23 protein-coding genes and 1 pseudogene are annotated in these 23,600 nt (G+C 31.2%); 2 read left to right on the forward strand and 22 right to left on the reverse strand.

All coding sequences use genetic code 11. The annotated features are described in order from the left end of the window. The 6 genes from RT714_RS00650 to saoB all read right to left on the reverse strand — a co-directional run. Positions 1–517, reverse strand: a 517-nt coding sequence (locus RT714_RS00650) for an ABC transporter substrate-binding protein (protein WP_313755692.1), incomplete at its 3' end; no start/stop codon positions are given. A gap of 72 nt (positions 518–589) precedes the next feature. Beyond that, positions 590–1,033, reverse strand: a complete 444-nt coding sequence (locus RT714_RS00655) for a MerR family transcriptional regulator (RefSeq protein ID WP_313755693.1) — start codon at positions 1,031–1,033, stop codon at positions 590–592. A gap of 130 nt (positions 1,034–1,163) precedes the next feature. Beyond that, positions 1,164–1,961: an ABC transporter permease subunit SaoP gene (saoP, locus tag RT714_RS00660; protein ID WP_313755933.1), complete on the reverse strand. Its 798-nt coding sequence runs from the start codon at positions 1,959–1,961 to the stop codon at positions 1,164–1,166. Positions 1,962–2,010: 49 nt separating this feature from the next. Continuing rightward, positions 2,011–3,168 (reverse strand): double-cubane-cluster-containing anaerobic reductase, encoded by a 1,158-nt coding sequence (locus tag RT714_RS00665; RefSeq protein WP_313755694.1) that lies wholly within the window; start codon positions 3,166–3,168, stop codon positions 2,011–2,013. Positions 3,169–3,203: 35 nt separating this feature from the next. Beyond that, entirely contained in the window at positions 3,204–4,070 is an 867-nt protein-coding gene (saoA, locus tag RT714_RS00670) for an ABC transporter ATP-binding protein SaoA (RefSeq protein WP_313755695.1), read from the reverse strand. A gap of 13 nt (positions 4,071–4,083) precedes the next feature. Next, a complete protein-coding gene (saoB, locus tag RT714_RS00675; protein ID WP_349817848.1) occupies positions 4,084–4,884 on the reverse strand; it encodes an ABC transporter substrate-binding (seleno)protein SaoB in 801 nt (266 codons plus the stop codon). A gap of 253 nt (positions 4,885–5,137) precedes the next feature. Between saoB and RT714_RS00685 the strand changes: the two genes are divergently transcribed. Further along, on the forward strand, positions 5,138–6,292 hold the full coding sequence (locus RT714_RS00685; RefSeq protein WP_313755697.1) for a double-cubane-cluster-containing anaerobic reductase: 1,155 nt from the start codon (positions 5,138–5,140) through the stop codon (positions 6,290–6,292). 83 nt (positions 6,293–6,375) lie between these two features. Here the strand turns inward: RT714_RS00685 and RT714_RS00690 are convergent, their stop codons facing one another. From RT714_RS00690 to RT714_RS00720, 7 genes and pseudogenes are all read right to left on the reverse strand, one after another. After that, a complete protein-coding gene (locus RT714_RS00690) occupies positions 6,376–6,480 on the reverse strand; it encodes an IS3 family transposase (protein WP_399325646.1) in 105 nt (34 codons plus the stop codon). 161 nt (positions 6,481–6,641) lie between these two features. Next, positions 6,642–7,034 carry a transposase gene (locus RT714_RS00695; protein ID WP_313755698.1) on the reverse strand — a complete coding sequence of 131 codons (393 nt, stop codon included), beginning with the start codon at positions 7,032–7,034 and terminating at the stop codon, positions 6,642–6,644. Between the two features lie 270 nt (positions 7,035–7,304). Beyond that, positions 7,305–7,772, reverse strand: a pseudogene (saoL, locus tag RT714_RS00700) (MerB-like organometallic lyase SaoL); the annotation flags it as partial. Continuing rightward, on the reverse strand, positions 7,769–8,677 hold the full coding sequence (locus tag RT714_RS00705; RefSeq protein ID WP_313755700.1) for an ABC transporter permease subunit: 909 nt from the start codon (positions 8,675–8,677) through the stop codon (positions 7,769–7,771). The pseudogene saoL and the gene RT714_RS00705, both read right to left, overlap by 4 nt. A gap of 12 nt (positions 8,678–8,689) precedes the next feature. Continuing rightward, positions 8,690–9,472 carry an ABC transporter ATP-binding protein gene (locus tag RT714_RS00710; RefSeq protein ID WP_313755701.1) on the reverse strand — a complete coding sequence of 261 codons (783 nt, stop codon included), beginning with the start codon at positions 9,470–9,472 and terminating at the stop codon, positions 8,690–8,692. Positions 9,473–9,491: 19 nt separating this feature from the next. Beyond that, complete coding sequence (locus tag RT714_RS00715) at positions 9,492–10,592, reverse strand: ABC transporter substrate-binding protein (protein ID WP_313755702.1); 1,101 nt, start codon at positions 10,590–10,592, stop codon at positions 9,492–9,494. A 269-nt stretch (positions 10,593–10,861) separates the two neighbouring features. Beyond that, positions 10,862–12,103, reverse strand: coding sequence for a GGDEF domain-containing protein (locus tag RT714_RS00720; protein WP_313755703.1), 1,242 nt, complete (start codon positions 12,101–12,103; stop codon positions 10,862–10,864). A gap of 248 nt (positions 12,104–12,351) precedes the next feature. Between RT714_RS00720 and murJ the strand changes: the two genes are divergently transcribed. Then, complete coding sequence (gene murJ / locus RT714_RS00725; protein ID WP_313755704.1) at positions 12,352–13,860, forward strand: murein biosynthesis integral membrane protein MurJ; 1,509 nt, start codon at positions 12,352–12,354, stop codon at positions 13,858–13,860. Positions 13,861–13,920: 60 nt separating this feature from the next. On the opposite strand, the gene RT714_RS00730 is transcribed toward murJ, so the two are convergent. The 9 genes from RT714_RS00730 to RT714_RS00770 all read right to left on the reverse strand — a co-directional run bounded on the left by RT714_RS00730 (position 13,921) and on the right by RT714_RS00770 (position 23,487). Beyond that, positions 13,921–14,700 carry a pseudouridine-5'-phosphate glycosidase gene (locus RT714_RS00730; protein WP_313755705.1) on the reverse strand — a complete coding sequence of 260 codons (780 nt, stop codon included), beginning with the start codon at positions 14,698–14,700 and terminating at the stop codon, positions 13,921–13,923. 15 nt (positions 14,701–14,715) lie between these two features. After that, a complete protein-coding gene (locus tag RT714_RS00735; RefSeq protein ID WP_313755706.1) occupies positions 14,716–15,555 on the reverse strand; it encodes a YjjW family glycine radical enzyme activase in 840 nt (279 codons plus the stop codon). Further along, a complete protein-coding gene (locus RT714_RS00740) occupies positions 15,548–17,071 on the reverse strand; it encodes a YjjI family glycine radical enzyme (RefSeq protein WP_313755707.1) in 1,524 nt (507 codons plus the stop codon). Before RT714_RS00740 ends, RT714_RS00735 begins: the two co-directional genes overlap by 8 nt. 15 nt (positions 17,072–17,086) lie before the next feature. Continuing rightward, positions 17,087–18,013, reverse strand: coding sequence for an ABC transporter permease (locus tag RT714_RS00745; protein WP_312666870.1), 927 nt, complete (start codon positions 18,011–18,013; stop codon positions 17,087–17,089). Beyond that, positions 18,007–19,104 (reverse strand): ABC transporter permease, encoded by a 1,098-nt coding sequence (locus RT714_RS00750; protein ID WP_313755708.1) that lies wholly within the window; start codon positions 19,102–19,104, stop codon positions 18,007–18,009. The genes RT714_RS00745 and RT714_RS00750 overlap by 7 nt, the downstream gene beginning before the upstream one ends. Further along, the gene (locus RT714_RS00755; protein ID WP_313755709.1) at positions 19,094–20,623 is read right to left on the reverse strand and encodes an ABC transporter ATP-binding protein; all 1,530 of its coding nucleotides are present in this window, start codon (positions 20,621–20,623) and stop codon (positions 19,094–19,096) included. The genes RT714_RS00750 and RT714_RS00755 overlap by 11 nt, the downstream gene beginning before the upstream one ends. 64 nt (positions 20,624–20,687) lie before the next feature. Further along, a complete protein-coding gene (locus RT714_RS00760; RefSeq protein WP_313755710.1) occupies positions 20,688–21,746 on the reverse strand; it encodes a BMP family ABC transporter substrate-binding protein in 1,059 nt (352 codons plus the stop codon). 244 nt (positions 21,747–21,990) lie between these two features. After that, positions 21,991–22,188: a tautomerase family protein gene (locus RT714_RS00765; protein WP_313755711.1), complete on the reverse strand. Its 198-nt coding sequence runs from the start codon at positions 22,186–22,188 to the stop codon at positions 21,991–21,993. 204 nt (positions 22,189–22,392) lie between these two features. Next, positions 22,393–23,487 carry a uroporphyrinogen decarboxylase family protein gene (locus RT714_RS00770; RefSeq protein WP_313755712.1) on the reverse strand — a complete coding sequence of 365 codons (1,095 nt, stop codon included), beginning with the start codon at positions 23,485–23,487 and terminating at the stop codon, positions 22,393–22,395. Positions 23,488–23,600 lie beyond the last annotated feature (113 nt).

The following is a 23,600-nucleotide window of genomic DNA, read 5'->3' on the forward strand; positions in this document are numbered from 1 at the left end:
CAGCCCATTTACGCCATTCCGGACTATTATTTGATTTAGTTCCAATGGCTAAAGTCTTGCCAATTAAATCCTTAGGCTCCTTAATATCGTTGCTAACAACTAAATATCTAGAACCACCAATGTGATTAGCTGCTGCCATAAATAAAGGTGCCCCTTGGTTTACAGAACGTATTGCACCACCAATGCCTTGATACCCTACATGCATTTCTCCTGAAGACATTGCTTCCATGATTTTACCAGTCTTTGTAACAACAACATTAAGTCCTAATGCCTTATAAATACCTGCCTTTTCTCCTATAATGGATGGAACCATATGATCACAATCTCTATATCCCATTTGTACTACAAACTTTTTATCTGCTTCTGATAGTTCACCTAGTTCATATTTTGATACCTCTTCCACTGGATCATAATCCACCTCTTGAATTATAGACTCTTTACTGCTATCTGTACAACCTGCTAAAAAAACAATTCCCATCGCTAATACTAAAGTCATAGCAATAATTCTTTTCTTCATATGTATTTATTCCTCCCTAGCTTATATTTTATATAATATGTTTTTACATATCATAGGCTTATTTAATATATTTTATGGATTATTAATATCTTTTGTATTCAGATATTTGATTGTTTCCTGAATATCAATTCCTTCAATATAATGACATATAGCACCTTTACATCCAGTTATCTTTTTTGCATCTGATAAATGTTTTTCTAACTTATCCTTTTCTGTTTCTAATCTTAATATTTCTGCCTTTATAAAAGATATTTTCTCTTGTATTTTATGACTTACATAATTGCATGGTGGTATTCCACTGTCTTTTAACTCTAATATTTTCTTTATTTCTTCCAATTCAAATCCCAAGGATCTAGCCTTTTTTATAAATAACAGTTTTTCTACATCTCTTCCGTCAAATACTCTATAGTTATTAGAACGTCTTTGTACTTTTCCTAATAACCCCTGGTTATCATAGTATCTAACAGCAGAACTATTAAGTCCCGTAACCCTACAAATATCTTTTATAAATAACATAGCTTTCTCCTACCTCCTATTATAAACCTTAAAGTCGACTTTAAGGTCAAGAGCAAAATGGAAATTGTATAATAATTATCAATAAGAGTTTTCTTTTAAAAAACATCCATCAGATAATCTGATAGATGTTTTAATCTGCTTTCCATCTTAGTAATATACTTTCAATTAAGAGCATCAATTTATCAATGCCAAACCCAATTAAAGCAGCTATAAACATATATGCTATAATTGTATGGGTTTCCATTCTAGATTGAGCTTCTACCATACAGTAGCCGAACCCGGCACTGGTCGCAATAAACTCAGCTCAGATAACCGACATCCATCCCATACCAATGGCTAATCTTATTCCAGTAATAATCCCTGGAAGAGAGCCTGGGAGAACTATATCTTTAATAATATTAAAAGTACTTGCTCCCATGCTTCGAGCTGCATTATAGAAATCCTTATTTATATCTTGCACTCCTGCTATTGTATTTAATATAATGGTGAAAATTCCAGAAAACGCAATCATAAAAATTGTGGGTCCATCACCAAGACCAAACCAAATAATAGATAGTGGTACCCATGCCATAATAGGAACTTGCCTTAAAGAGTTTATAAATGGAGCCATAGCTCTTAACATAGGTTTTGAATATCCCATAATCATACCAATGGGTAACCCAACAATAAGTGCATAAAAGGCACCCGTCATAACACGACGCATGGTTATACCAATATTCCTAAGTACATATAAATCTGTTATAGCCTTAAATAAAGACTCTATTACACTTTTTAAGGAAGGGAAAAGAAATGGTTTGTCAACAATTTCTGCTGCAACTGACCATACTATACCAATAGTTATCAATGCAATTGGAGTATAAATATTAAAATCTTTACCATTTAGCTTTCTCCAATTGTTTCTATCCTTCATTTTACTTGCGTGTACCATTCTTTTTACATCTTTTTCTTGTGTATTCAATTCTCTTCTTCACCTCCAACTAAAGCATCTCTAAAAATGCCTCTATTCTTGTTCTCAATTGTCCTTCATCACCTTGTCCATAATTAGTTTCTAGATGTAGATAAGGCTTCCCACATTGATTAGCAATTTTCTTAATGTTTGTTGATTCAATTCCAAAAGGATTACATGAATGAAGAATAATTCCAACAACACCATCCACTTTCCATTCATCAATAGTTAGAGCCACTTGTTCAAGTCTTCTTTGATTAGGTGACATAACAGCACAAGGCACTTCTAAATATTTTTCCGCTATACATTCAATTGGATCCTTAGTTTCAGACTCCTCAATAAGCCTTCGTCTAGAAACAATACCACTACATCCCTCGTAACAAACTATAACTCCGCCAAGTTCTTCAATAACCTTGATTGTTTTCTCAAATACTCCACCACTAGGTCCACCAGACACTAATATTCTAGGCCTTTTGCTTCCTCTAGGAATTGGCCCATTACCATTTTTCCAATTTTCTTCACACTTATCTAAAACCTCTTGAACTTTCTCATAACGTTCTTTTCTATCAAATATATATTGAACTCCTTCCATTACACTACGCATATGTAATCCTGTAATTGCTGGTGGATCATAGCGTCCCAGCTCATATAGACGAGCCATTTGAATACGCTCCTTATTCCCCCATTTAATAGCTTCTCTAAGCATATTATCCGTGATAGTAATATCAAATTTCTTTTCTAATACTTCTCTAAAATATTGTAACTCCATAATCCAAGATTCTAAGGATCTTTCTACATCGGGATTGTTTGGTAAGTGTATAATATGAACATCCTTTAATTCACTAAGCACTTCATACATTTTTTTCTTACCATCACAGGTTGTTTCCCCTACAATGAGATCAGAAAAATAAGCATAAGGACATGTTTCAGTTAGTGCAAATCCATAACTTGACTTAATTAAAGGACAAAGGTTTGCAGGCAATTCTGCTTCTGCTGCAGGAATTGGCTCTGCACTTTGGCCACATAGTCCTACACGATAGAGCCCTGCCGCATCGATCATCTCAGAAGGAGCAAATTGACAAAAGGTTCCGCATAGTTTTCCCCCTTTATCTTTAAGTTCCTTAATATTCATAAACCCTTGCCTTCTAGCATCAGCAAATTCTTCAAATCGTTCTGGTAATGTTGTCATTTGTTTTCTCCTTTTTATTTTCCTATGGTTATTTATTATTCTTGGAATACACCTTTTTCAGCATAGGCTATTCTTTTGTTATCTTTTTTATCTGTTTTTTGGATAAATTCCAACAATTCTTCATCACCTTGATTTTTGATTTCACCGTTTAAGGCAGCTCTTAAAATATCAGATAATTCATTTGTATACTGATGATATCTTTCATCTTTTCTATCTCTAGGTCTTGGGAGCTCAATTTTTATATCAGCTAGTACTCTACCTCTATCTCTTGACATAACTATAACTCTATCGCTTAAGTAAATAGCCTCATCTACATCATGAGTAACCATAAGTGCAGTTTTTTGGCTTTCTTGCAACATAGTTTCTAATTGAGCTTGGAGCATTTGACGCATTTGAAAATCTACTGCACCTAATGGCTCATCCATTAACAAAACCTTTGGATCACAAGCAAGTGCTCTAAGTAAAGCAACCCTTTGTTTCATACCACCTGATATTTCATGTATATAGTAATTTTCATATTCTTCTAAATGTGCCATTGCCAACAATTCTTTAAGCTTGGCTTCACTTTCTCTTTTTGCTACTCCTTGCATCTTCATGGGATACATAATGTTTTCTCCAACCTTCATCCATGGAAAAAGTGCATAATTTTGGAATACAAAGGCTCTATCTGGCCCTGGCTTATTAACTACTTTTCCATTGACTAAAATATTACCTCTTTCATGTTTTAAAAACCCTGCAATAATATTTAAAGTTGTAGTCTTTCCACAACCTGATGGCCCCAATAAAGAAACAAACTCTCCCTCATTTACATCAAAAGAAATATCTTCTAAAACAGTATTAACTGCTTTTTTATCTCTTTTATTTAAAAATACTTTGGTAATTCCTTGTACAGATATTGACATATATTCACCTTCCTTACTCTAAACTTAAAAATTTAATTTTTATATCATTATAAAGGTTCTCTGGTAACTTAATATATTCCTTAAAATTTTCTATCTGATTTAACTCTTCTATGGTTTGATTATAGGTTGCTAAAAAACTCTTAAATGCCTTTGTATCTACAATGTCTTTCCTAACAACCAAACTGTAGGAAATGTAATCATCTTTTGAGAGGGGAGTAAAATTAAATCCTGGTAATAATGAAACTTTACTTATGTCTAAAACTGCTCCATCTATTTGTCCAATTTCTAAAGAATAAGGCAAAGAAATGGGCGAAATTTCCACAATTTCTCTCACTTGTTTGTGACTGTCCCTAGCAAGAGTATATAAATGCTCTCTTGTTTGTCCTATTCCAAGCTTGTATATATCATTTATATCTCCCTTATAAGCAATTACCTCTGCATTCATAATAACTGGACCATAGATTTGAAAATTATCATTAGTACGTACTAAATGTAAAGCCATATGATTGCAATAAAAAGCCATATCAATTTCTTCTGAGCTCAAGGCCCATTGTGCTGTATTACTTCAGCAATCTTTAAATGTAAAATCATGGAAAATATCTTCATCTCCTACAATGTCAATATTTTCTATATTGGTAATTTTATTTGTCCTAATTACTTGTTCGAGAAGTAATCCAGTTATATCATCTCCAGATCCTATTCTCAATCCTGCACTTGTATTATTAGTTTCTTCTTGAGGCATAAAATAATAAGCACACAATCCTAAGGTTAATAACAATACAGAAAAAACAAGTATTTTTTTATTTATATTCATATAATTATCACTCTATATTCTAATTTATCAGATTTTACATATATAACTTATATGCATTATTCCTATATCAAAAATACTATATCAAACCTTTTCACTTGATTAAACAAATATAAAAATATTTAATGGAAGAATCTGTCGATATAGAAAAACATAATCACATACTGTCTAAAATTCATATATAATGGGTTCTGTATACAAAATTAACCTACTATATAATATGAATTTATCAAAATTTAATTGAGGGGGATATATAATGCATGATTTAGATTTATCAAAAACTTTCAAAAAGCATTCTGAAACAAGGGAAAATAGAATTTTAGAAGCAAAAAAAATTAAAGAAAACGGAGATAGAATCGCAGGAATTTTCTGTAGCTTTGCACCTCTAGAAATACTAGATGCTGCAAAAATTAATGTGATAAATTTATGTAGTACTAAAGATGAAAATATAATAAATTCTGAAGTAGATCTACCAAAAAATCTCTGTCCTTTGATTAAATCAAGTTATCGTTCTATAATTTCAGGCAATTCTGACTCTCTCCCTCTTTGCGACATAGTCATTGGTGAAACAACCTGTGATGGTAAGAAAAAAATGTATGAATTATTAGGTGAATTAAAAGATATGCATATTATGCAATTGCCCCAAGGAACTGATAGAAGCTATTCATATATTATGTGGGAAAAAGAAGTTAGATTATTGATTGAAACTCTAGAAGAAAAGTTTAATGTAAAAATTACAGAGAAAGAACTAAGAAAAACAACTTCCGTCAGAAATAAGCTAAAAGATTTATATGGGGAATTATTAGAGTTAAGCAAGTTAGATCCACCTGCAATTACAGGTCTTAATGCTTATAAGATACTTGAAAGGTATAAATTTATTTCTGATTTAGAAGAAGAATATAATCAATTAGAGGAGTTAATTAACCAGATTAAAAAAGAATACAATGAAGGTAAAAGACCTATAAATAATAAAGCTAAGAGAATTCTTATTACTGGCTGTCCATTAAGTGGTGTTTTAGACAAAATTCTTAACACAATTGAAAATAATAATGGAGTAGTCGTTTGTTTTGAAAACTGTGAAGGTATTAAACCTATTAGAAATATTATTGATGAGAACTCTGATGATATTGTAAAATCCATAGCTACGCAATATTTAAATATAGGATGCTCAATTATGACACCCAATTATAAACGTATGGAATTATTAGAAGAATTAGTAGAAGAATTTAAAGTTGATGCCGTTATTGAAGTATTGCTGCAAACATGCCATCCTTATAGCGTTGAAGCAAGAGCAGTCAAAAAATTGAGTACTACCGTAGGACTGCCATATATGGCTATAGAAACGGACTACTCTAATTCCAATATCGGTCAAATTAGGACTAGAATTGCTGCATTTATGGAAATATTATAGTATAAAAAAGCTAGACAATTGATGTGACCCCAATAAGTTAGACTTTATAGCGTAGTAGTTTTTAACTGCTACGCTATTTCTTTTTATGCAGCCAAGAGGCTGAGTCTATATTCTACTGGACTCATCCATCCTAGCTTCTCTTTAATTCTTTGCCCGTTGTAATATTTTATATATTTCTCAATAGCTATCTCTAGTTCTTCTTATTTCTCTATTACACAGAAATCCTTATTATTCTTTCGTATTTCAAAAATCTTTTCTTCTAGTTCCTGGTTTGGATTTGCTCTATCAAAACGCTTCTGCCAATACATATATGTTGCTTTAGGAAAGCCTGTGATTGCGAAAATATCTTTTAGTTTGAATGATCCTCGGAGACTGTGGATGATTCTCGCTTTTTGTTCTGAGGTGTTCCCTCTAAACGCAGTCTCCTCAGTTCTTTTAAATATGCATTCTCAATTCTTAATTTAAGATTTTCATCTTCAAGTTGTTTCAGATATTCTGAATCAGTATTTTTGAATTCATTGTTTGCGTGTTTGATTTCTTTTGGTTTTGACACGTTTGAACGCCTGCCCTTCCGTTTAGGTCTCAAAGCATCAGGACCAGCAATTCTGAAATCATTTACCCCTTTCTTAATATTAGACCAAGCTGGAACTCCATATTTTTTTGGAATATATGGATAACTACCTTCGTTGTTTAGATATGCTTGAACTACTTGTGATTTAAATTCAAAACTGTATTTTGCCATAAAAAACTGACCTCCCATAAGTTAGATTTTTTAGGTCTAACTTATGGGGGTCAGTTCAAATTTCTAGCTTTTTTCTTCATTAAATATTGATTTTCCTATCCAAAACCCCATTCTAATATCTACAGGTAATATGTCTTTATCATTTATATTCATATTTTTTATCCATGTATAGCAATGATTCTTCTTACAGAAGAAATTCATGAAATTTCAGCAATTTCCCGCCCATTCTTCATTTTCATCAGAATCTAAATGAATTACATGAATACTTTCTGATGATAAATAAGCTAAATTACCATTCTTTATATCTATACTTATTTTTTCTCCACATTGACTACATTGAGATTGTATATGTATATCTTGGTTAAATGTTAATATAGAACCCATAGCATCTATTCCACACATAGCATAAAAACTACGTCCATCTGCTAATGTAACCCTATGATTAGTAGGTAATGCTGAAACAGGATAAAGAAAATTAATATCTCCACTTTCATCTTTTCTTAAAATTTTTTTTAAAAAAAGACTATTCACAATTTGTTTGAAGCTTACGCTTGAAATGTTGCCTAAATTTAATAGTTCGACAGAATCTAGGTTTATATTAAAAGAAACTCCATTGTTTACAACATAATTAATTAAAGTTTTTCTTACTCTTTGTTCTATATCTGTAATGTTTGAATACTTTCCTCTTAACTTTAGATTTTTCATGCCTTTAATTGTATTAATACCTACTACATTCATTGTTGCCACCTCAAAAAATATTCTTCTATTTTCTTAAATAAAGAGTTTACTAAGGATATTGCTATTCCAATATAAATAATTCCCACAATTACCTTTGGATAATTTAAAAAGTCTGAAAAATATTTTACATAGAATCCCAATCCAGATCTTGCTCCTATCATTTCAGCTGCTGTTAGTATTCCAAAGGAAGAACTTAATCCCATGGAAGATCCACTGAGGACAGATGGTAAAATTGCTGGAAGGACTATCTTAAAAATCATAGTTTTATTATTTACATTCAACATTCTTGCTGATTGAATTATTTTTTTGTCAATGTTAAGTACACCATGTAATGTCAGTCTAAATACAGGCCAAAATACCCCAACAAAAATAACAAATATTGATGCCATTTTAAATGTAGGCATAATTCCAATTACATAGGGTATAAATACTATTGGAGGTATAGGTCCTAATACTCTAGTATAAGGAGATATAGCATTGTAAACTCGATTATTGTATCCAGCAACTAAAGCCAAAGGAATAGCTAGAGATAACGCTGTAATATAACCTATAATCAATATTTGGAAAGAACTAATTGCACCTTTAATAAATTCAGGAAATTCTTTAATTAAGAGTATAATAATACTACTGGGAGATGGATAAAGAACCTTATCTAAGATGTCAAACTTAGCAGTGGCTAATTCCCATATTATTAAAAAGCAAAATAAGATAGTAAGTACATCTTTCAATGTTCTTTTCTTTATATCACTTTCACTATTATAGTAAATAATATAATAATATATCTGTAATATTATAGCAAAAGACGTTAATGGCAGACTAACTTCTAAGTCTCGTTTAGTTGGCAGAGCTTGTATTAATAGTAGTATAATAAATGGTATGTTTATACTTTTCCTTATCTTGTCCATATTTAAATTCTCCTATAATATCGAACTATTACAGTCAGTCTCAATGATATTTATTAGTTCATTTCTTATATTAAAAAACTCCTGAGATTGTATTAGTTCATTTCTATTTCTTGGTCTATTAAAGTTAATATTTATATCCTTTTCTATCCTTCCTTCTGATGAAATAGCTATTATTCTATCAGCTAATATAATAGCTTCATCAATATCATGGGTAATCAGTATAATTGTCTTTCTATCTTTATCATTTTGCCAAAGCTCAAGTAATAATTTCTGTAATAGATTCCGATTTACTATATCTAATGCACTAAAAGGTTCATCAAGTAACAATATTTCCGTATTCATTGCGAAGGCTCTTGCTATTGCAACTCTCTGCTGCATTCCATTTGACATTTGTAGTGGATAAGTTGTAAAATTCTTATTTAATCCTACTAAGCTTAAATATTCTTCTGCTTTTTTATCAATATCATATTTACCACTATAATTCTCCAACTGTTTAAGAGCAAATTTTATGTTCTCCTTAGCTGTCATCCATGGAAATAGTGAATAATGCTGAAAAACGGCTCCACGATTTGTACCAGGCCCTTCAACTAATTGTTCATCAATAGTAATATTTCCACTTACTGGCCTAAGAATTCCAGCCAATAAGTGAAGTAAAGTAGTTTTTCCTGATCCATTTGATCCCAAAACAACTAAAAATTCACCCTTTGATATGGAGATACTGATATTATTTAGTATGTTCCTTCTATCATCATTATCATACGAGAAATATAAATCTCTTATCTCTATCTTACTCATAGCAACACTTACCTTTCTTCTACTTAGATAATTCACTCTTTAAGTCAAGATAAACAGATTCATTAGGATTTTCTTTTAACAAAGAATTTAATGCATTAGTGTAAATTTCTTCATCCACATATTGTTCAAATTCTATATCTGATTCTATATATCCAATTTCCTTCATTGCCTCCCAGAATTCTATAGTCTTTGCTTTTCCTGGATTAGGATTAGGTGAAAAATTGCCGTCATATGACTCTGACATAAGTATATCTCTATCTATTTTAATATAGTTAAGCATAATATCTACAGTTTCTTCTTGGTTTTCTAAATAGAATTTATAAGCCTTAATTAAAGCTCTAGTAAGTCTTTCATATGTATCTTTGTTTTCAACTAAAGTATTTCTCATGGCTGCTTGTCTAGCACAAGGATGCATCTCCATTACCTCGCCCGATAGCATGGCTATACCAAGACCTTGTAGTTCAGAGTTCTTTATATGTGGTATCCAAACACCACCTGCATCGATTTCACACTTTTTTACTGCTTCAATAATAGTTGCTGGAGAATCTAATTCTACTATTGTAACATCTTTATTTAATTCAAGACCAGCATCAATTAATCCTGCTCTAAATAGCACATCTCCCGTAGACATTCTTACTAATCCTAAGCTTTTTCCTTTATAGTTACTGAAATCTCTAAATTCTTCTACTCTATCAGCCAATGCTATTATTCCACTTCCTTGGCTCATTTGTCCACCAAATATAATTAAATTTGCTTCATTGGCTATTAAGGATAACTCTGCTGTTGTTCCAAAACATCCAGTGTCAATTTTACCTGAAATTAAAGCTGCCACACCTTCTCCGCTGCTTTTAAACATTGATAATTCAGCTTCAATATTTTCTTCTGCAAAATATCCTTTATCATTAGCAATAAAATAAAGAACATTTCCTGGTATTGCTAGATATCCTATTTTTACCTTGTCAGCTTCTATAGTGCTTTCATCTACTTCTGGCTTAATATTGTCACTTGATGCATCTTCTACTATGTTTTCTTTAAGTTGTTTTTCACCTGTGCATCCAGTAATCATTATAGCTATACACAATATTGTACTTACAATAACTATCATTTTCTTTTTAAACATCTGTCTTACCTCTCCCTTAGATTAAATTTGTTTTATATTCAACAGCACTAAGATCTTAGCATAGTTATCATTGTTATTCCAAACAAATCTTTCTATCTATGAAGCTATCTATATAGAAAGATTTAATAAGAATTATTTTAATTTGCCATTTTAAAAATCAAAACCTTTCTCCTACTGTGTTATAGAAGAAAGGTTTTTTAAATATATAGATAGTAATTATAGTATTGTTGTTATATATCTTAAATTTAAACACTCTAATGCTTTTACTTTTAAATTTTCCACGAGGATACCTTATTTCTTCCATATCTTTTTGATAAATAAAGAGCAGCATCTGCATAGTTGAAAAATTCATTTATATTTATCCCGTCCTTAGGAATCATACTTGTTACACCAATACTTGCAGTTTGAAATTCTCCTATTGGTGAATATTGATGTTCTATTTTGGCATTATTTATAGCTGATAAAATATTATTTCCTGCTTCTTCTGCCTTGGTAATATCCAAATCTGGAAATAGAATTACAAACTCATCTCCACCATATCTACAGACATAACCTCCATGTTTCGATGATTCCTTTTCTAAGATTTCTCCTATATTTTTTAACATATTGTCTCCTGCAAAATGCCCATAATTATCATTGAATTCTTTGAAATAATCTAAATCTATGAGCATTAAGGACATATTTTGCCCATACATTTTTGCCTTCTCCCACAATTCTACAAATATTTGATTGAATTTTCTTCTATTAAATACACGAGTAAGATCGTCTATTCCAGAAAGATATGTTTCTTTCTTTAGGTCATTATGTACTTTTCTCATATACCAATACAAGGAAAAAGATAGTAATCCAGCCATCAAACTTACTGCTATATTAATTGTTATTACTTGATTATATTTATCTCTTACTTTTCCAATCTCTTTTTTATCCATATCAATGCCTATTAATCCGATATAATTACCTTCAACCGTATAAAATGGAATATAGGCATAAATATATTCTTCCAATTTATCCTTCACTATTTTATAGGCTGGAGTTTTTGTTTTTTCAACTTCCCTAAATAATTCATCAGACATATCATATCTAATTATATCCTCATAATATTCTCTATCCTTTGCATAATCTATTCTAGTTTCAATATTATAAACTGCATCTAGTAAATAAATAACTTCTTTACCGTATTTCTTTTCATCTTCTTCCAATCGTGATATTAAATATATATATTTAATATCAGAAATATCCATTACCTTTTTAATGTTTTTTTCAAACTCTTTATTTATTTCACTATCTAATAATTCTTTAAAGGTAATTGATTTTAGATATAGATAATCTTCATTACTCAATTTTACTGTATTAGCAATATATGTGCCTAAAGTAATAGCATTATTGCCTATTTCATTCTCCACATAGGAATACATTCGATAATTTGAATAGCTAATTACGATTATAAATATAAAAACCCATAATAATATAAGTATTTTAAAGCAGCTTCTAATATTATCATACTTTTTCAATCTCAATTCTTCCATAAGTTCACTCATCACCTTTAAATATATTAGATATAAGAGCTGATTTTAATTATACCATATCTTAGGTATTTAGTCCTATTTTTTATTTATTTTTGCATTGATCTGACTTTTTTACTAAGCAATCTTCTGAATCCTTTATATTAACATAATCTTCACAACTGTTTTTTCATATGATATAGTATTTATGTTATAATTAAATGGACATTTATAGTTTAAGGCCGGTGAAAAATACAATGAAAAGAAAAACAGCAATGAAAAAATCAACATTATATATTATTTATTTTGGGATAGCTACTAAAATCTTGTACTTTATCAAAGAAATCCTTACTGCCTCAAAAATAGGAGCCAACTATAAGATGGACTCCTATTTATTAGCCTTTAGTACAGTCATGCTTTTTACAGGGCTTATAAGTGATGGAATAATCATTGCAATTATACCTTTATTACAAGAAATACAGGAAAGACATGGAATAGAAAGAAAAATAAATTATACTAATAATTTAATAAATATTACAATTCTATTTTCTTTCATTATCATCCTAATAGGATTTATAGGAGCCCCTTGTATTATTGGAATCTTTGGTCCAGGGTTTAAGGGGGAAGAATTAAATGATACAATTCAATTATTTAGAATAGGTCTGCCCATTATATCTTTATCTTGGTTAAATGCGATCTTTGGCGGATTTTTACAATCCGTACATTCATTTAAGGGTGGTCCTAAGGGAAGGTTTGCAAGTGGTGTTTTATATATAATCTACTTATTATTCTTTGCAAAGACTTTTGCACTAAAAGGATTTATGCTTGTTGGAACCATAGCAGGTATTTTTCAGATATATATATTTAGAAAAGGACTTAGAGCAAATGGATTTAAATATAGTTGGCATTTTGATTTAAAGGATAAATATATAAAGAAATTAAGATATTACCTGATTCCTATAATTGCTGGTGTTGGAATTAATGAGTTAAATACCTCTATTGATAATGCAGTAGCCTCTACACTCTCTGTAGGTAGTATTGCTGAGTTAAGCTACGCAAAAGGAATAATGAATCTATTCTTAGGAGTATTTATTGCAGCCATAGTTACAGTTATATTTCCAGTATTATCTGAGGATTATAATAAAGATGATGAAGAACATTTTAAAAATGAAATAAGGAATGGAATGAAACTCCTAACAATTATATCAATACCCGTATCTATTATATTGATAATTATGTCAAAGCCAATAGTTAGAATAATCTTCCAACGAGGTGCCTTTGATGTAAATGCATCAATTTTAACATCGAAAGTATTATCATATTATGGATTTGGATTGGCAGCTATGGCAATTATTCCATTGATTACAAGAGCTTATTATTCAATCCAAGATATGAAAACTCCTGTATTGATTAGTTTAGTTGCTTTAGTTTTAAATACAATTTTAAACTTATCACTTTCTCCAATTATGGGAATTGGTGGGATTGCACTAGGTACAAGCATTTCTATTATATTGGCTCTATTATATGGAATTTTTGATTTAAATCAAAAATTACAAATTATAGAAGGTGAAAATTTAAAAGATATCCTACCTAAAATTGAAATTGCAACATTAGTTATGGCAGGCACTGTGTTTTTAGCTCATATTACAATTTCAACCCTATTAAATGATTTACTTTTAGCAGATATAATAGATGTATTATTATCTACAATTATTGGAATAGTTGTATATGTTACTGTATATAAAGTTTCACCTGTAAAGGAGTAAAAGATAAAATATATATTTTGTATTGATCAAGAATGGACAAGGCAGCTAATCCTTGTCCATTTATTTTGTTAATTCATTTGCCCAAATACTATTTTCAATTAATGAATTTAATTGTAACTCAGAGGATTTGCCAAATGAAAGCCTATCTATCATAGCATTTGCTGCGGGATGGTAATATTGTCCTCTTTCTTCCGCTTCCTTACCTGCATTTTTAGCTTTTTCTATTATAGTTAAATCTTTTAATCTAATTTCATTTGGTATAGGATTTAATAACAATGTTTTTCCTTTTAATGGTTGTCCACTGTATTTGCCTGTAAGTTTAATTGGTTTATCAGTTACCATAAAGCCATCTATAGTATCTGTATCTTTACCCCATATACTGACATCATGATCCAATAACCATTTAATAGTTGCCTCTATATCTATAACATCCTTTGGTGAAGTAGCTATCAATATTACATCCATAGTTGCTATGGCAGGTAAATCTGCACATAGCTCTTCTCCTATAATATCTCCAATGCCACCCATTCCGGCAGTTACTGCAATATGAACCCCTCTTTCCCTTGCTGCCATCATAGTTCCAGATGCAGTTAATGCACCGCTTACACCATTATTACATGATTCTATAAAGATATCCTTATCTATACGTATCAATTCCTCAGCCCTATTTCTAAATCCAATAAATTCTTTTATATTTCCTATTATTACTTCTCCTTTATCTATCCAAGCTATACATTTATGTTCCCATGGCCATAATTCAACAAGAGTTTCATTATCAATGGATTTTAATCCGTGGGTCAATAAAGCAGTTTCTACAAGAAATTTAGTTTCTATATTCATTAAATCTTCACTTCCTTAAACTAATATTATTGATTTAAATCCGTTATTAACTGCAATTGTTTTTAATTTTTTCATTTCTTCATCATCAGGAGGTTCATGGTTTGAAAACTCCTGACGTACTCCGAAGGATCTATATCTTGTTATCCTATATCTAATATCTTGATTTTCTAAATATGGCTGCAAAAGCTTTGTTATACTATCTATGGTTTCATAATTATTAATACCTTTAATTACCACCGTTCTAATTTCATATAGCTTACCTAAACCAGCTAAATACTTAGCATTTTTAATGACTTTATCATTATATTGTTTTGTAATAGAAAAATGTTCATCCCTATCCATAGCCTTTATATCCAGAATAAATTTGTCAGTTGTTTCTACTAATTCTTTTTCCTCTGATAAATCCAATCCTCCATTTGTATCTACAAAATTAGTTAGACCTATTTTATGAGTTTCTTTAAATAGCTCTACTAAAAACTTAGATTGCAGAGTACATTCGCCGCCACTGGTTGTAATTCCTTTGATAAATGGTCTATTGTACTCTATTCTTTTCATAATATCTTCTACAGTCATATTATATATTTTAGGTGATGCATCATATTTACATGTTTTTATACAAGTATCACAATCTACACATTTGGAACTATTCCATATGACTTTATTATCAATTGTATCTAGTGCATTCTCTGGACATTTTTCTATACATTCTAAACAATCTATACAGTGATTTATAGTTTCTGGATTATGGCAGTAAAAACAGTTAAAATTACATCCTTGAAAAAATATTGCAGTCCTATTCCCAGGTCCATCTACTACACTCATATCTATGATTTTATTAATTTTAGCCCTATTCATCTGTAGTCCTTACCATTCTGTCCAATATATTATGGTCTAAAATCTGTTCTTTTCCATATCTGATATTGCCATAATTTACATGGAGACCATTTTTAAGTCTTTCAAGATCAGATTTTTTAACCAAATATCCGCTTACTCTGACTAAATCCCCATCCTGTCTATATGCTGAAAGATACCTTGCCCCAACTTCAAAACCACCTTTAAATATATCTAAAATAGCCTCAGAATTATTTATTGCTGTACTGTCAAATGGAAAATGATCACTTACTCCTGAAGGAAAATATTTATGGAATAAGCCTGAATGTCTTAAATGAGCGTATATGGGAAGCTCTTGTCCATTGGCTATTCTAACTCCTGCTGTTGTTTCCGCTGTTGATTCTATTTGGGCATGGAGTAAAAAACGGTTATTCATTGCTTTTCCGTATTTACTTTTGAAACTCTTCACCCTATTATCTATGAATTCCATTATTTCCAGCCCTAATTTATTTGCTTCATCATCTTTTCCATATACAAATGACTTTCCTTGAATTTTCATTAAATGTGTAACACATTCATGCATACCAACTATACCAAACATACCAACAAATCTATCAAGCTCAATAAAACCTTCTGTTACTAAAAAATTGGTTTTGAAAAAAGTGCTTTCCTCCACTAGAAATCTTATTTTACTTTCCATAAAATTACATAATACATCTATGGCATAGGGTAAGTTCTTTTCAAAAAATTCTTCTATGGATTCTGAATTAAAAGCTACTTTATTTAATTTAATCTTTGACAATGTAAAAGCCCCTCCATTAGATGGAAGTCCGTTAAAACAGCTTGCTATACCGTAAGCATCTCCAAAATCCTTCTTAAACATTTTATCGTTGGCAAAGGCAGGGTTAGCACATATAAGAGAGGATTCTATACATTTAACAGCAAAGCTATCAGGAGTTTTCTCTTTATCATATAATAATGTCATATTAGGAATGGCATTTTGCAATTCCTTTTCTAAGTCGATGATTATATTACCTGCCAATGTTTCTTCCGGACCTATATTGGCATGGCAAAAACTATCATTTATTGTTCTGTCTAAATGAATTAAAAACCATCTAATCTGTTCCCTTGCCATTTCTTCATCCTCAATATATGAGTCTAACAATTTGTCTATCCTTCCTACAAAGACTGGATAATTGCTAAAGGACGGTACATGATGATAAAATATTAGCAGTGAATTTATTGCTTCCGTTAAAGTCTTAGCCGGCTTTAATCTTAGAAAATCACAACCTTCCTCTAAAAGTTTTTCATAATTTGGCAGTATATATCGGGGAGTAAATGTAGCATGTCCTTCACCAAGGTCTGATATTATGTCCTTCTCAAATAATTCAAAGTATTCATCACCAACCCCCTCTGGATATGGAAGCTGATTTTCTGCTATTTTTGCCAATCTTGATACTATCTGTTCATAGGTTAAGCTAGGGTTTTTTATCTCCTTTAAAACATCTTCTTTTGTTTCACATATATTTTTATATATCAATATATACACCTCCGTCTATTGATTATCTATTATAGGCTTCCTGCTAAAATTCTTTAAATTGCTAATTATTAATACTAAAATGACTACTACAAATGGCATCATCTGCAATAATTGGGTAGGTACTCCAAATGATGTCAAGGTAAGGGTTATTGCATTTGTATAAGCAAACAACATACCTATAAGGGCAGCTTTTAAAGGATTCCCCTTCCCCACAAGTATAGCTGCAAAGGCTAAAAAACCACGACCTGCTGTCATATTTTCAGAAAACATACTTAATCCTGATAAAGGCATATATGCACCTCCTAGTCCTGACATTACACCCATAATAATCAATGCTAACCATCTATACTTTAATATATTTACTCCTGAGGTCTGAGCCCCTAACTCATTGATTCCAATACCCCTAAGCCTTAATCCAAAAGGAGTTTTATACATGACTATAGTTCCAATTAATATAGAGATATATGCTATATATACAAGTATAATTTGATTGTTTAATGCTTTATTGATATATGGAATTGACCTTAAAATAGGTATGTCTATAGGTTGAAAATTTACAATTTGAGGACTATGAAAGAAGCCCCTTACTTTAAATATTTTAGTTAATAACAAAGTAGTCATTGCCCAGGACCCAAAATTAAGTGCTATACTTACAATCATTGGATTTGCATTAAAATGAAGGACAAATATACCAAAAACTGCAGCAAGGATTACCCCTGCAAGAATAGCAAGAAAAGTACCTATATATGGACTTCCCCATAGATAACTTCCCCATGCAGCAAAGAATGCTGCTGAAAGCATAAAGCATTCAAAGGCAATACAAAATGTTCCCGTTTGCTTACTGAATGAGCCACCTATACTGGTCAATATAATTGGAGTACTCAATCTAAATGTAGCTGACCATGTTACAGTTCCAAATAATATTTCCATTATAGTCAACATACTGAAGAGCCTCCTTTATAATTAATCTTCTTTAACTTTATCTTCTCTTTCCATTTATTAAATAAATTATCATAATCAATAGAAACAAATAATACAAATAGCATTTGAATTATAATGACTACAAGTCTATTTAATGTAGTCATTCGTTCCATATGCAATGCTCCTTGTTTAAGAGCCCCCCATATAATGGATACAATTATTACTGCTATTGGGTTGTTATTTGCTATACGGGTTATCATTATCCCATCCCAACCTAAATTATTGCTGAAATTAGGTGTAAATCTATAATAGGAACCAGTTACCTCTATACCTCCACCCATTCCAGATATTAACCCTGATATTAGAAAAACCAGTACAAAGGATTTATTGATATTTACTCCACCCATTCTGGCAAAATTTATATTATGTCCTATTTGAGTAAATTCATATCCTTCTAAGGTATATTTATAGATAAATGCTATGAATACCAAAATCCCCAAAGCTATAAATATTCCTGTATTGGCAGTAGTACCTTTAATGATTGTAGACAGTCTGGCAGTCTTAAATATCTGAGGCGTTGTTATAGATGCAGAGCCATTAGCAGATTGCTGACCTCCCATTATGACCCACATGGTTATATATTCCGTTAAATATTTTGCTATGAAATTAAGTATTAGAGTTGTTACAAGTTCATTGATTTTAAAATACATTCGGATCAATGCTGGTATTAACGCATATAACATTCCCACTATAGATGCAGCTAACAAACATGCTATTATATGTAATCCATGAGGTAATTCCAAGGAATATCCAATTACTGCTGCTGATAAGGCTCCCATATATAGCTGTCCTTCAATACCTAAGTTGGAAACTCCTGATTTAAAGGCAACTGTAGCCGCTCCTCCTACCATTAGGCTAGATATAACCCATCGAATTGTATTCCCTATATTTATCTTGCTTCCAAAGGCACCTTCTATAATATATCCTACGGCTTCCAGAGGATTTTCTCCTTGGACAGCAATTAGAATACATCCAAATAAAAGTGTTAATATAATGGATATACTATATCTAAATATAGTTCCATTCACTTCCCGACTCATCTTAAATTTCATAGACTTCACCACCTAGCATCATAAGACCTATCTGCTCTTCTGTTAAGGCTCTGCTGTTTTTATGTTCAATTATTGATCCATTATACATTACTAATATCCTATCAGAAAGCTGCATTACTTCATTGAGTTCATGACTAATTAATAATATCCCTACTCCTTCTTTTGCCATCTCAATTATTCTCTTCCATATAAATTCAACTGAACCAACATCAATTCCTCTAGTGGGGTCTTCAATAATCAGCATCTTCTGCTCCTGTAAAAATTCACGTCCCACTAAAAGTTTCTGTACATTACCTCCAGAAAGGATTTTTACCTTATCCTCTATACTTTGAACTTTTACTGCATAGTCATCAATTATTTTGTTGGTAAATATATTTATATCTTTATAATCAAGTAAATGCTTAGTCTTAAAACCTTTGCCCCTATGGTAACCCATTATTGCATTTTCCCATATAGTCCCTTCTTTATTAGTACCTACAGAAGATCTGTCTTGAGCAATATAACCCATTCCCATCTTACGCCTTTTAGCTATTGTATTATCTATTACATTTTCTCTGCAAAATAGTATTTCTCCATCTTTATTATAGTTTGATAGACCAACCAATGCTGATACTAGCTCTGTTTGCCCTGAACCAGCTATTCCAGATATACCTACTATCTCTCCTCCATGTACATTAAAACTCACATTTTTAACTCTTGTTACTCCTGAAGAATCTTTAACTGATAAATTTCTAACTTCTAGCACTGTATCTCCAATTTTAGGTTCTGGTTTATCAACTTGCAATATGACTTCTCTGCCAACCATAAGTCTGGCTAATTCTAATTCATTTGTATCCTTGGCTGACAAAGTCCCTGTCACTCGACCATTTTTTAAGACTGTAATATCATCAGCAATTTCCAGTACCTCTTTCAATTTATGGGTTATGAGTATTATTGTTTTTCCTTGAGCAATTAAAAATCTTATGGCATTAAATAGACCTTCTACTCCCTGTGGGGTTAATACAGATGTCGGCTCATCTAATATTATAATATCAGCATTTCTATATAAAACCTTTATAATCTCTACCTGCTGTAAAGAAGCAACAGGTAATTCATCGACCTTCGCATCAATAGAGATATTGAATTTATATTTTTTACATATCTCTTCCACTCTTCTTCTAGATTTCTTATAATCTATAAAGATTCCTTTTTTCTCTTCAAATCCCATTATTATATTATTCAGAACTGTCATCTCAGGAAAAACCATAAACTCCTGATATACCATTCCTATTCCATGTCCAACTGCATCTAAAGGATTCTTAAAATTTACCAACTCCCCATGAACATATATCTGTCCGCTGTCGGGACTTTGAATATTGGTTAATATATTCATCAAAGTACTTTTCCCAGCACCATTTTCTCCAATTAATGCATGTACTGTACCTTGTCTGACTTTAAAGGTAATATTGTCATTAGCCTGCAAATCTTTAAATTTTTTATTAATATTATGCATTTCCAATACAAATTTATCTTTATTCATATCCCTATCTCCTTGATATGCAAATATAGGAACGATTAAACGTTCCTATATTTAAAAAATATTATTAATAATTTAGTCTATATTGTTCAAATCCCTCATAAACGTCTATCTTACCACTCTTAATATCATCAATTAATTGTTTAACTTTTGCTAATAATTCCTCTGGAATATTCTTTTCATCTCTTTCATCATAAACAGAACCACCTGAACTTAGGTCGAAATCCACTGATGTTTCGAACTCTTTTCCTGCCCCATGATTTTCAGCTAATGATATAACTGCAACATCCATTGATTTAACTGCTGACCAAAATACAGCTGGGTCTATATCTCCTTGCCAGTCATCAACACCGATGACTTTGATGCCTGTTTCTGCACAGGCAGATATTACTCCAGGTCCTCCTAAATATGCACTTTGATATATAATATCCACATCATTGTTTTGAATCATTGTCTTAGCTGTTTCTTGTCCTTTAACTGGGTCAAATGGATCTCCTGTAAAGGCAGAAATTACGGATTTACCATTGTTAGCATAGTTAACACCTGCTGTATATCCATCGCGAAATCTCTGAACCTTTAGGATATCCTTATGTCCAATCCAACCAACTATGTCTTTTTCAGTCATATTTGCAGCTACATAGCCTGCTACAAAGGATGATTCAAATGGGTCAACAGATACACTTGTTGCATTTTTCTTATCATGTTCCATATAAGTATCTAACATAAATATATGAAGATCGGGATAGTTTTCTGCTAATTCATCAGAAAGCTCCAGTGCTACATTGCTCAACTCATCAAACATAGTAAACATAGCTGTATATCCTTGAGCTGCCATTGCCCTAATTTGTTCGGGATATTCAGATGCTTCTGATACTTCAATTGCCTTAACTTCCCAGCCTTTTTTCTCTAATTCTTGAAATCCGCTCCAGATTAGATCTGTAAAATCATTTCCCAATGGTGTTGTTGTTATTAAACATGCTTTTTTAGCAATTCCATCTTTACTTTCTTCTCCTGTAACTTCTGATTTTCCTTGTTCTACAACTGCTGGTTCTGCATCTTTTTTTGTACATGCTGTCATTGTGACTATCATCATAATTGCCATAATTAAACTAAGTAATCTTTTCAATTGTATCTCCCTTTCTTTTTAACTTAATAATCTAATCTTTAAAAGGATTTTTTAGATAAAGTATAAGCAACCCTTACTTATCTGATTTAATTAGTAATTGATTTACTAATTAAATTTTATCTGCATATCCTTATACAAAGCTTTTCTTATTTTCATAAAAATAATCCTCAACATTTTGTCGAGGTTATATTTTTACAACTTTGATTATTGAAAATTTATTTATACAAAAATATCTATAAATCTACTATCTAGAACAAGTGGATTTCCCTCCGCATCCCCAATTCTCACTTGGATGTTCTTCAATGATTACAGTAGTCTTAGTATAATAATCTTCATTACCTATGGCTTCTGCTAAAGCACGGCTAACTTTTTCTATTGCATCTTGTTTCATATTGCTATCTTTTAAAACGCCTTCTTTCATCTTTAAGATTATTAATGGCATATTATCTTACTCCTTTCTTATAGTAATCCAATCCTCATTCAATATAATAATCTTTAATTAAATATAGAATCTATACATACTATGTATTTTACATATATTTCGACATATTTCGATACTTTCATAATAGCATATCATATTTCTATAGTACAATTAAATATATCTATTGGAGCAGCTTATTTATAGTTTTTATCTATATGATTCTACCTATTCCTCACTTAATAGCAATTCTTCATTAATAGGATAATGTCCATATATTCTCGCAGCATCAACTAATGCCTGAATATTTTCTATTGGTGTATTCATAGGAATTTGACATCCTGCTGAAAGAACAAATCCCTTATTAGAGTCATAAGCTTTTCTAATACATTGTTTTGCAGACTTAAGGACATCTTCTACGGTACCCAGTCTCATCACATCTACTGGGGGAACATTTCCTGATATTGTTATCCTATTCCCCATTATTTCTTTTGCATCACCAAGGTCTTCTTCATTATCTATGCTAAAACTAGAAATTCCAGTATTCATTACAGATTCCCATATATCTTTGCTTTTACCACAGATATGTATGGATATACTACCTCCCGTTAATTCTTTCATTCTATCTACATTCTTCTTAATATAGGGCGCAGAAAATTCATTAAAATGCTTAACACCAATTACATTTGTAGAAGAAACGGGATCAGAAAATCCTACTCCTACTCCTAATTCTACAGCTCTCTCAATTAGTCTATTGTTGGACTCAGTTACTATTTCCATCAATATATGGATATCCTTAGGATATTTAATTATCCACTTTAATAAATTTTCTGTACCTACTAAAGATGCCGCTGTACTAAAAGGTCCTGTTAATCCCAATCCCACCTTTGCCTTATTACCTATCTTCCCTTTTAACATCTTTAAAGCTTTAAATACAATAGGTAATCTGCCCCCTTTCTCAGGGTTTAATGGTATTAGGTTTACTATATCCTTTACATTCTTTATAGCAGGGGTTTCTAATAATTGAAGACCATTATCTGGATAATGTAACTTAGAACCCATAGCCTCACTAACACCTCTTAAGGAAGTTGAAATTTTAACACCATCAGCTCCAAATCTTTCATATAATGCAAGCTCCAGTTCCACCATTCTTTCAGCAGAATAATAATACTCTTTAGTGTCTATACCTATAAAGGAAACCATAGTTTCCCCAGTACTAATACTGCAAGGTATCCGATCTATATCTTCTCCCTTTGCAAAAGCAGTCATTCTTTCCATTGAAGTCATCTGATCCTTCTTGGGTTTCAGTCTATATCCTTTCAAATTTATTCCTCCTTCAATTAATTATAAAAGTAATAAAAGAACAGTAATCTCTTTATTACTGTTCTCTGCTTTTTATCAACTTTACAAGTTTATTTATAAGAATAAATAAATTT

It is taken from the genome of Tissierella sp., from assembly GCF_032104385.1.
Taxonomy (GTDB): Bacteria; Bacillota; Clostridia; order Tissierellales; family Tissierellaceae; genus Tissierella.

What these genes read in the sequence shown, in the direction of transcription:
- RT714_RS00655 (WP_313755693.1), bottom strand. Translation starts at nt 1,033, where the DNA reads ATGTTATTTATAAAAGATATTTGTAGGGTTACGGGACTTAATAGTTCT.
- RT714_RS00715 (WP_313755702.1), bottom strand. Translation starts at nt 10,592, where the DNA reads ATGTTTAAAAAGAAAATGATAGTTATTGTAAGTACAATATTGTGTATA.
- RT714_RS00755 (WP_313755709.1), bottom strand. Translation starts at nt 20,623, where the DNA reads ATGAATAAAGATAAATTTGTATTGGAAATGCATAATATTAATAAAAAA.
- RT714_RS00665 (WP_313755694.1), bottom strand. Translation starts at nt 3,168, where the DNA reads ATGACAACATTACCAGAACGATTTGAAGAATTTGCTGATGCTAGAAGG.
- RT714_RS00765 (WP_313755711.1), bottom strand. Translation starts at nt 22,188, where the DNA reads ATGCCATTAATAATCTTAAAGATGAAAGAAGGCGTTTTAAAAGATAGC.
- RT714_RS00695 (WP_313755698.1), bottom strand. Translation starts at nt 7,034, where the DNA reads ATGGCAAAATACAGTTTTGAATTTAAATCACAAGTAGTTCAAGCATAT.
- RT714_RS00710 (WP_313755701.1), bottom strand. Translation starts at nt 9,472, where the DNA reads ATGAGTAAGATAGAGATAAGAGATTTATATTTCTCGTATGATAATGAT.
- RT714_RS00750 (WP_313755708.1), bottom strand. Translation starts at nt 19,104, where the DNA reads ATGAAATTTAAGATGAGTCGGGAAGTGAATGGAACTATATTTAGATAT.
- RT714_RS00745 (WP_312666870.1), bottom strand. Translation starts at nt 18,013, where the DNA reads ATGTTGACTATAATGGAAATATTATTTGGAACTGTAACATGGTCAGCT.
- RT714_RS00730 (WP_313755705.1), bottom strand. Translation starts at nt 14,700, where the DNA reads ATGAATATAGAAACTAAATTTCTTGTAGAAACTGCTTTATTGACCCAC.
- RT714_RS00735 (WP_313755706.1), bottom strand. Translation starts at nt 15,555, where the DNA reads ATGAATAGGGCTAAAATTAATAAAATCATAGATATGAGTGTAGTAGAT.
- RT714_RS00685 (WP_313755697.1), top strand. Translation starts at nt 5,138, where the DNA reads ATGCATGATTTAGATTTATCAAAAACTTTCAAAAAGCATTCTGAAACA.
- saoA (WP_313755695.1), bottom strand. Translation starts at nt 4,070, where the DNA reads ATGTCAATATCTGTACAAGGAATTACCAAAGTATTTTTAAATAAAAGA.
- murJ (WP_313755704.1), top strand. Translation starts at nt 12,352, where the DNA reads ATGAAAAGAAAAACAGCAATGAAAAAATCAACATTATATATTATTTAT.
- RT714_RS00705 (WP_313755700.1), bottom strand. Translation starts at nt 8,677, where the DNA reads ATGGACAAGATAAGGAAAAGTATAAACATACCATTTATTATACTACTA.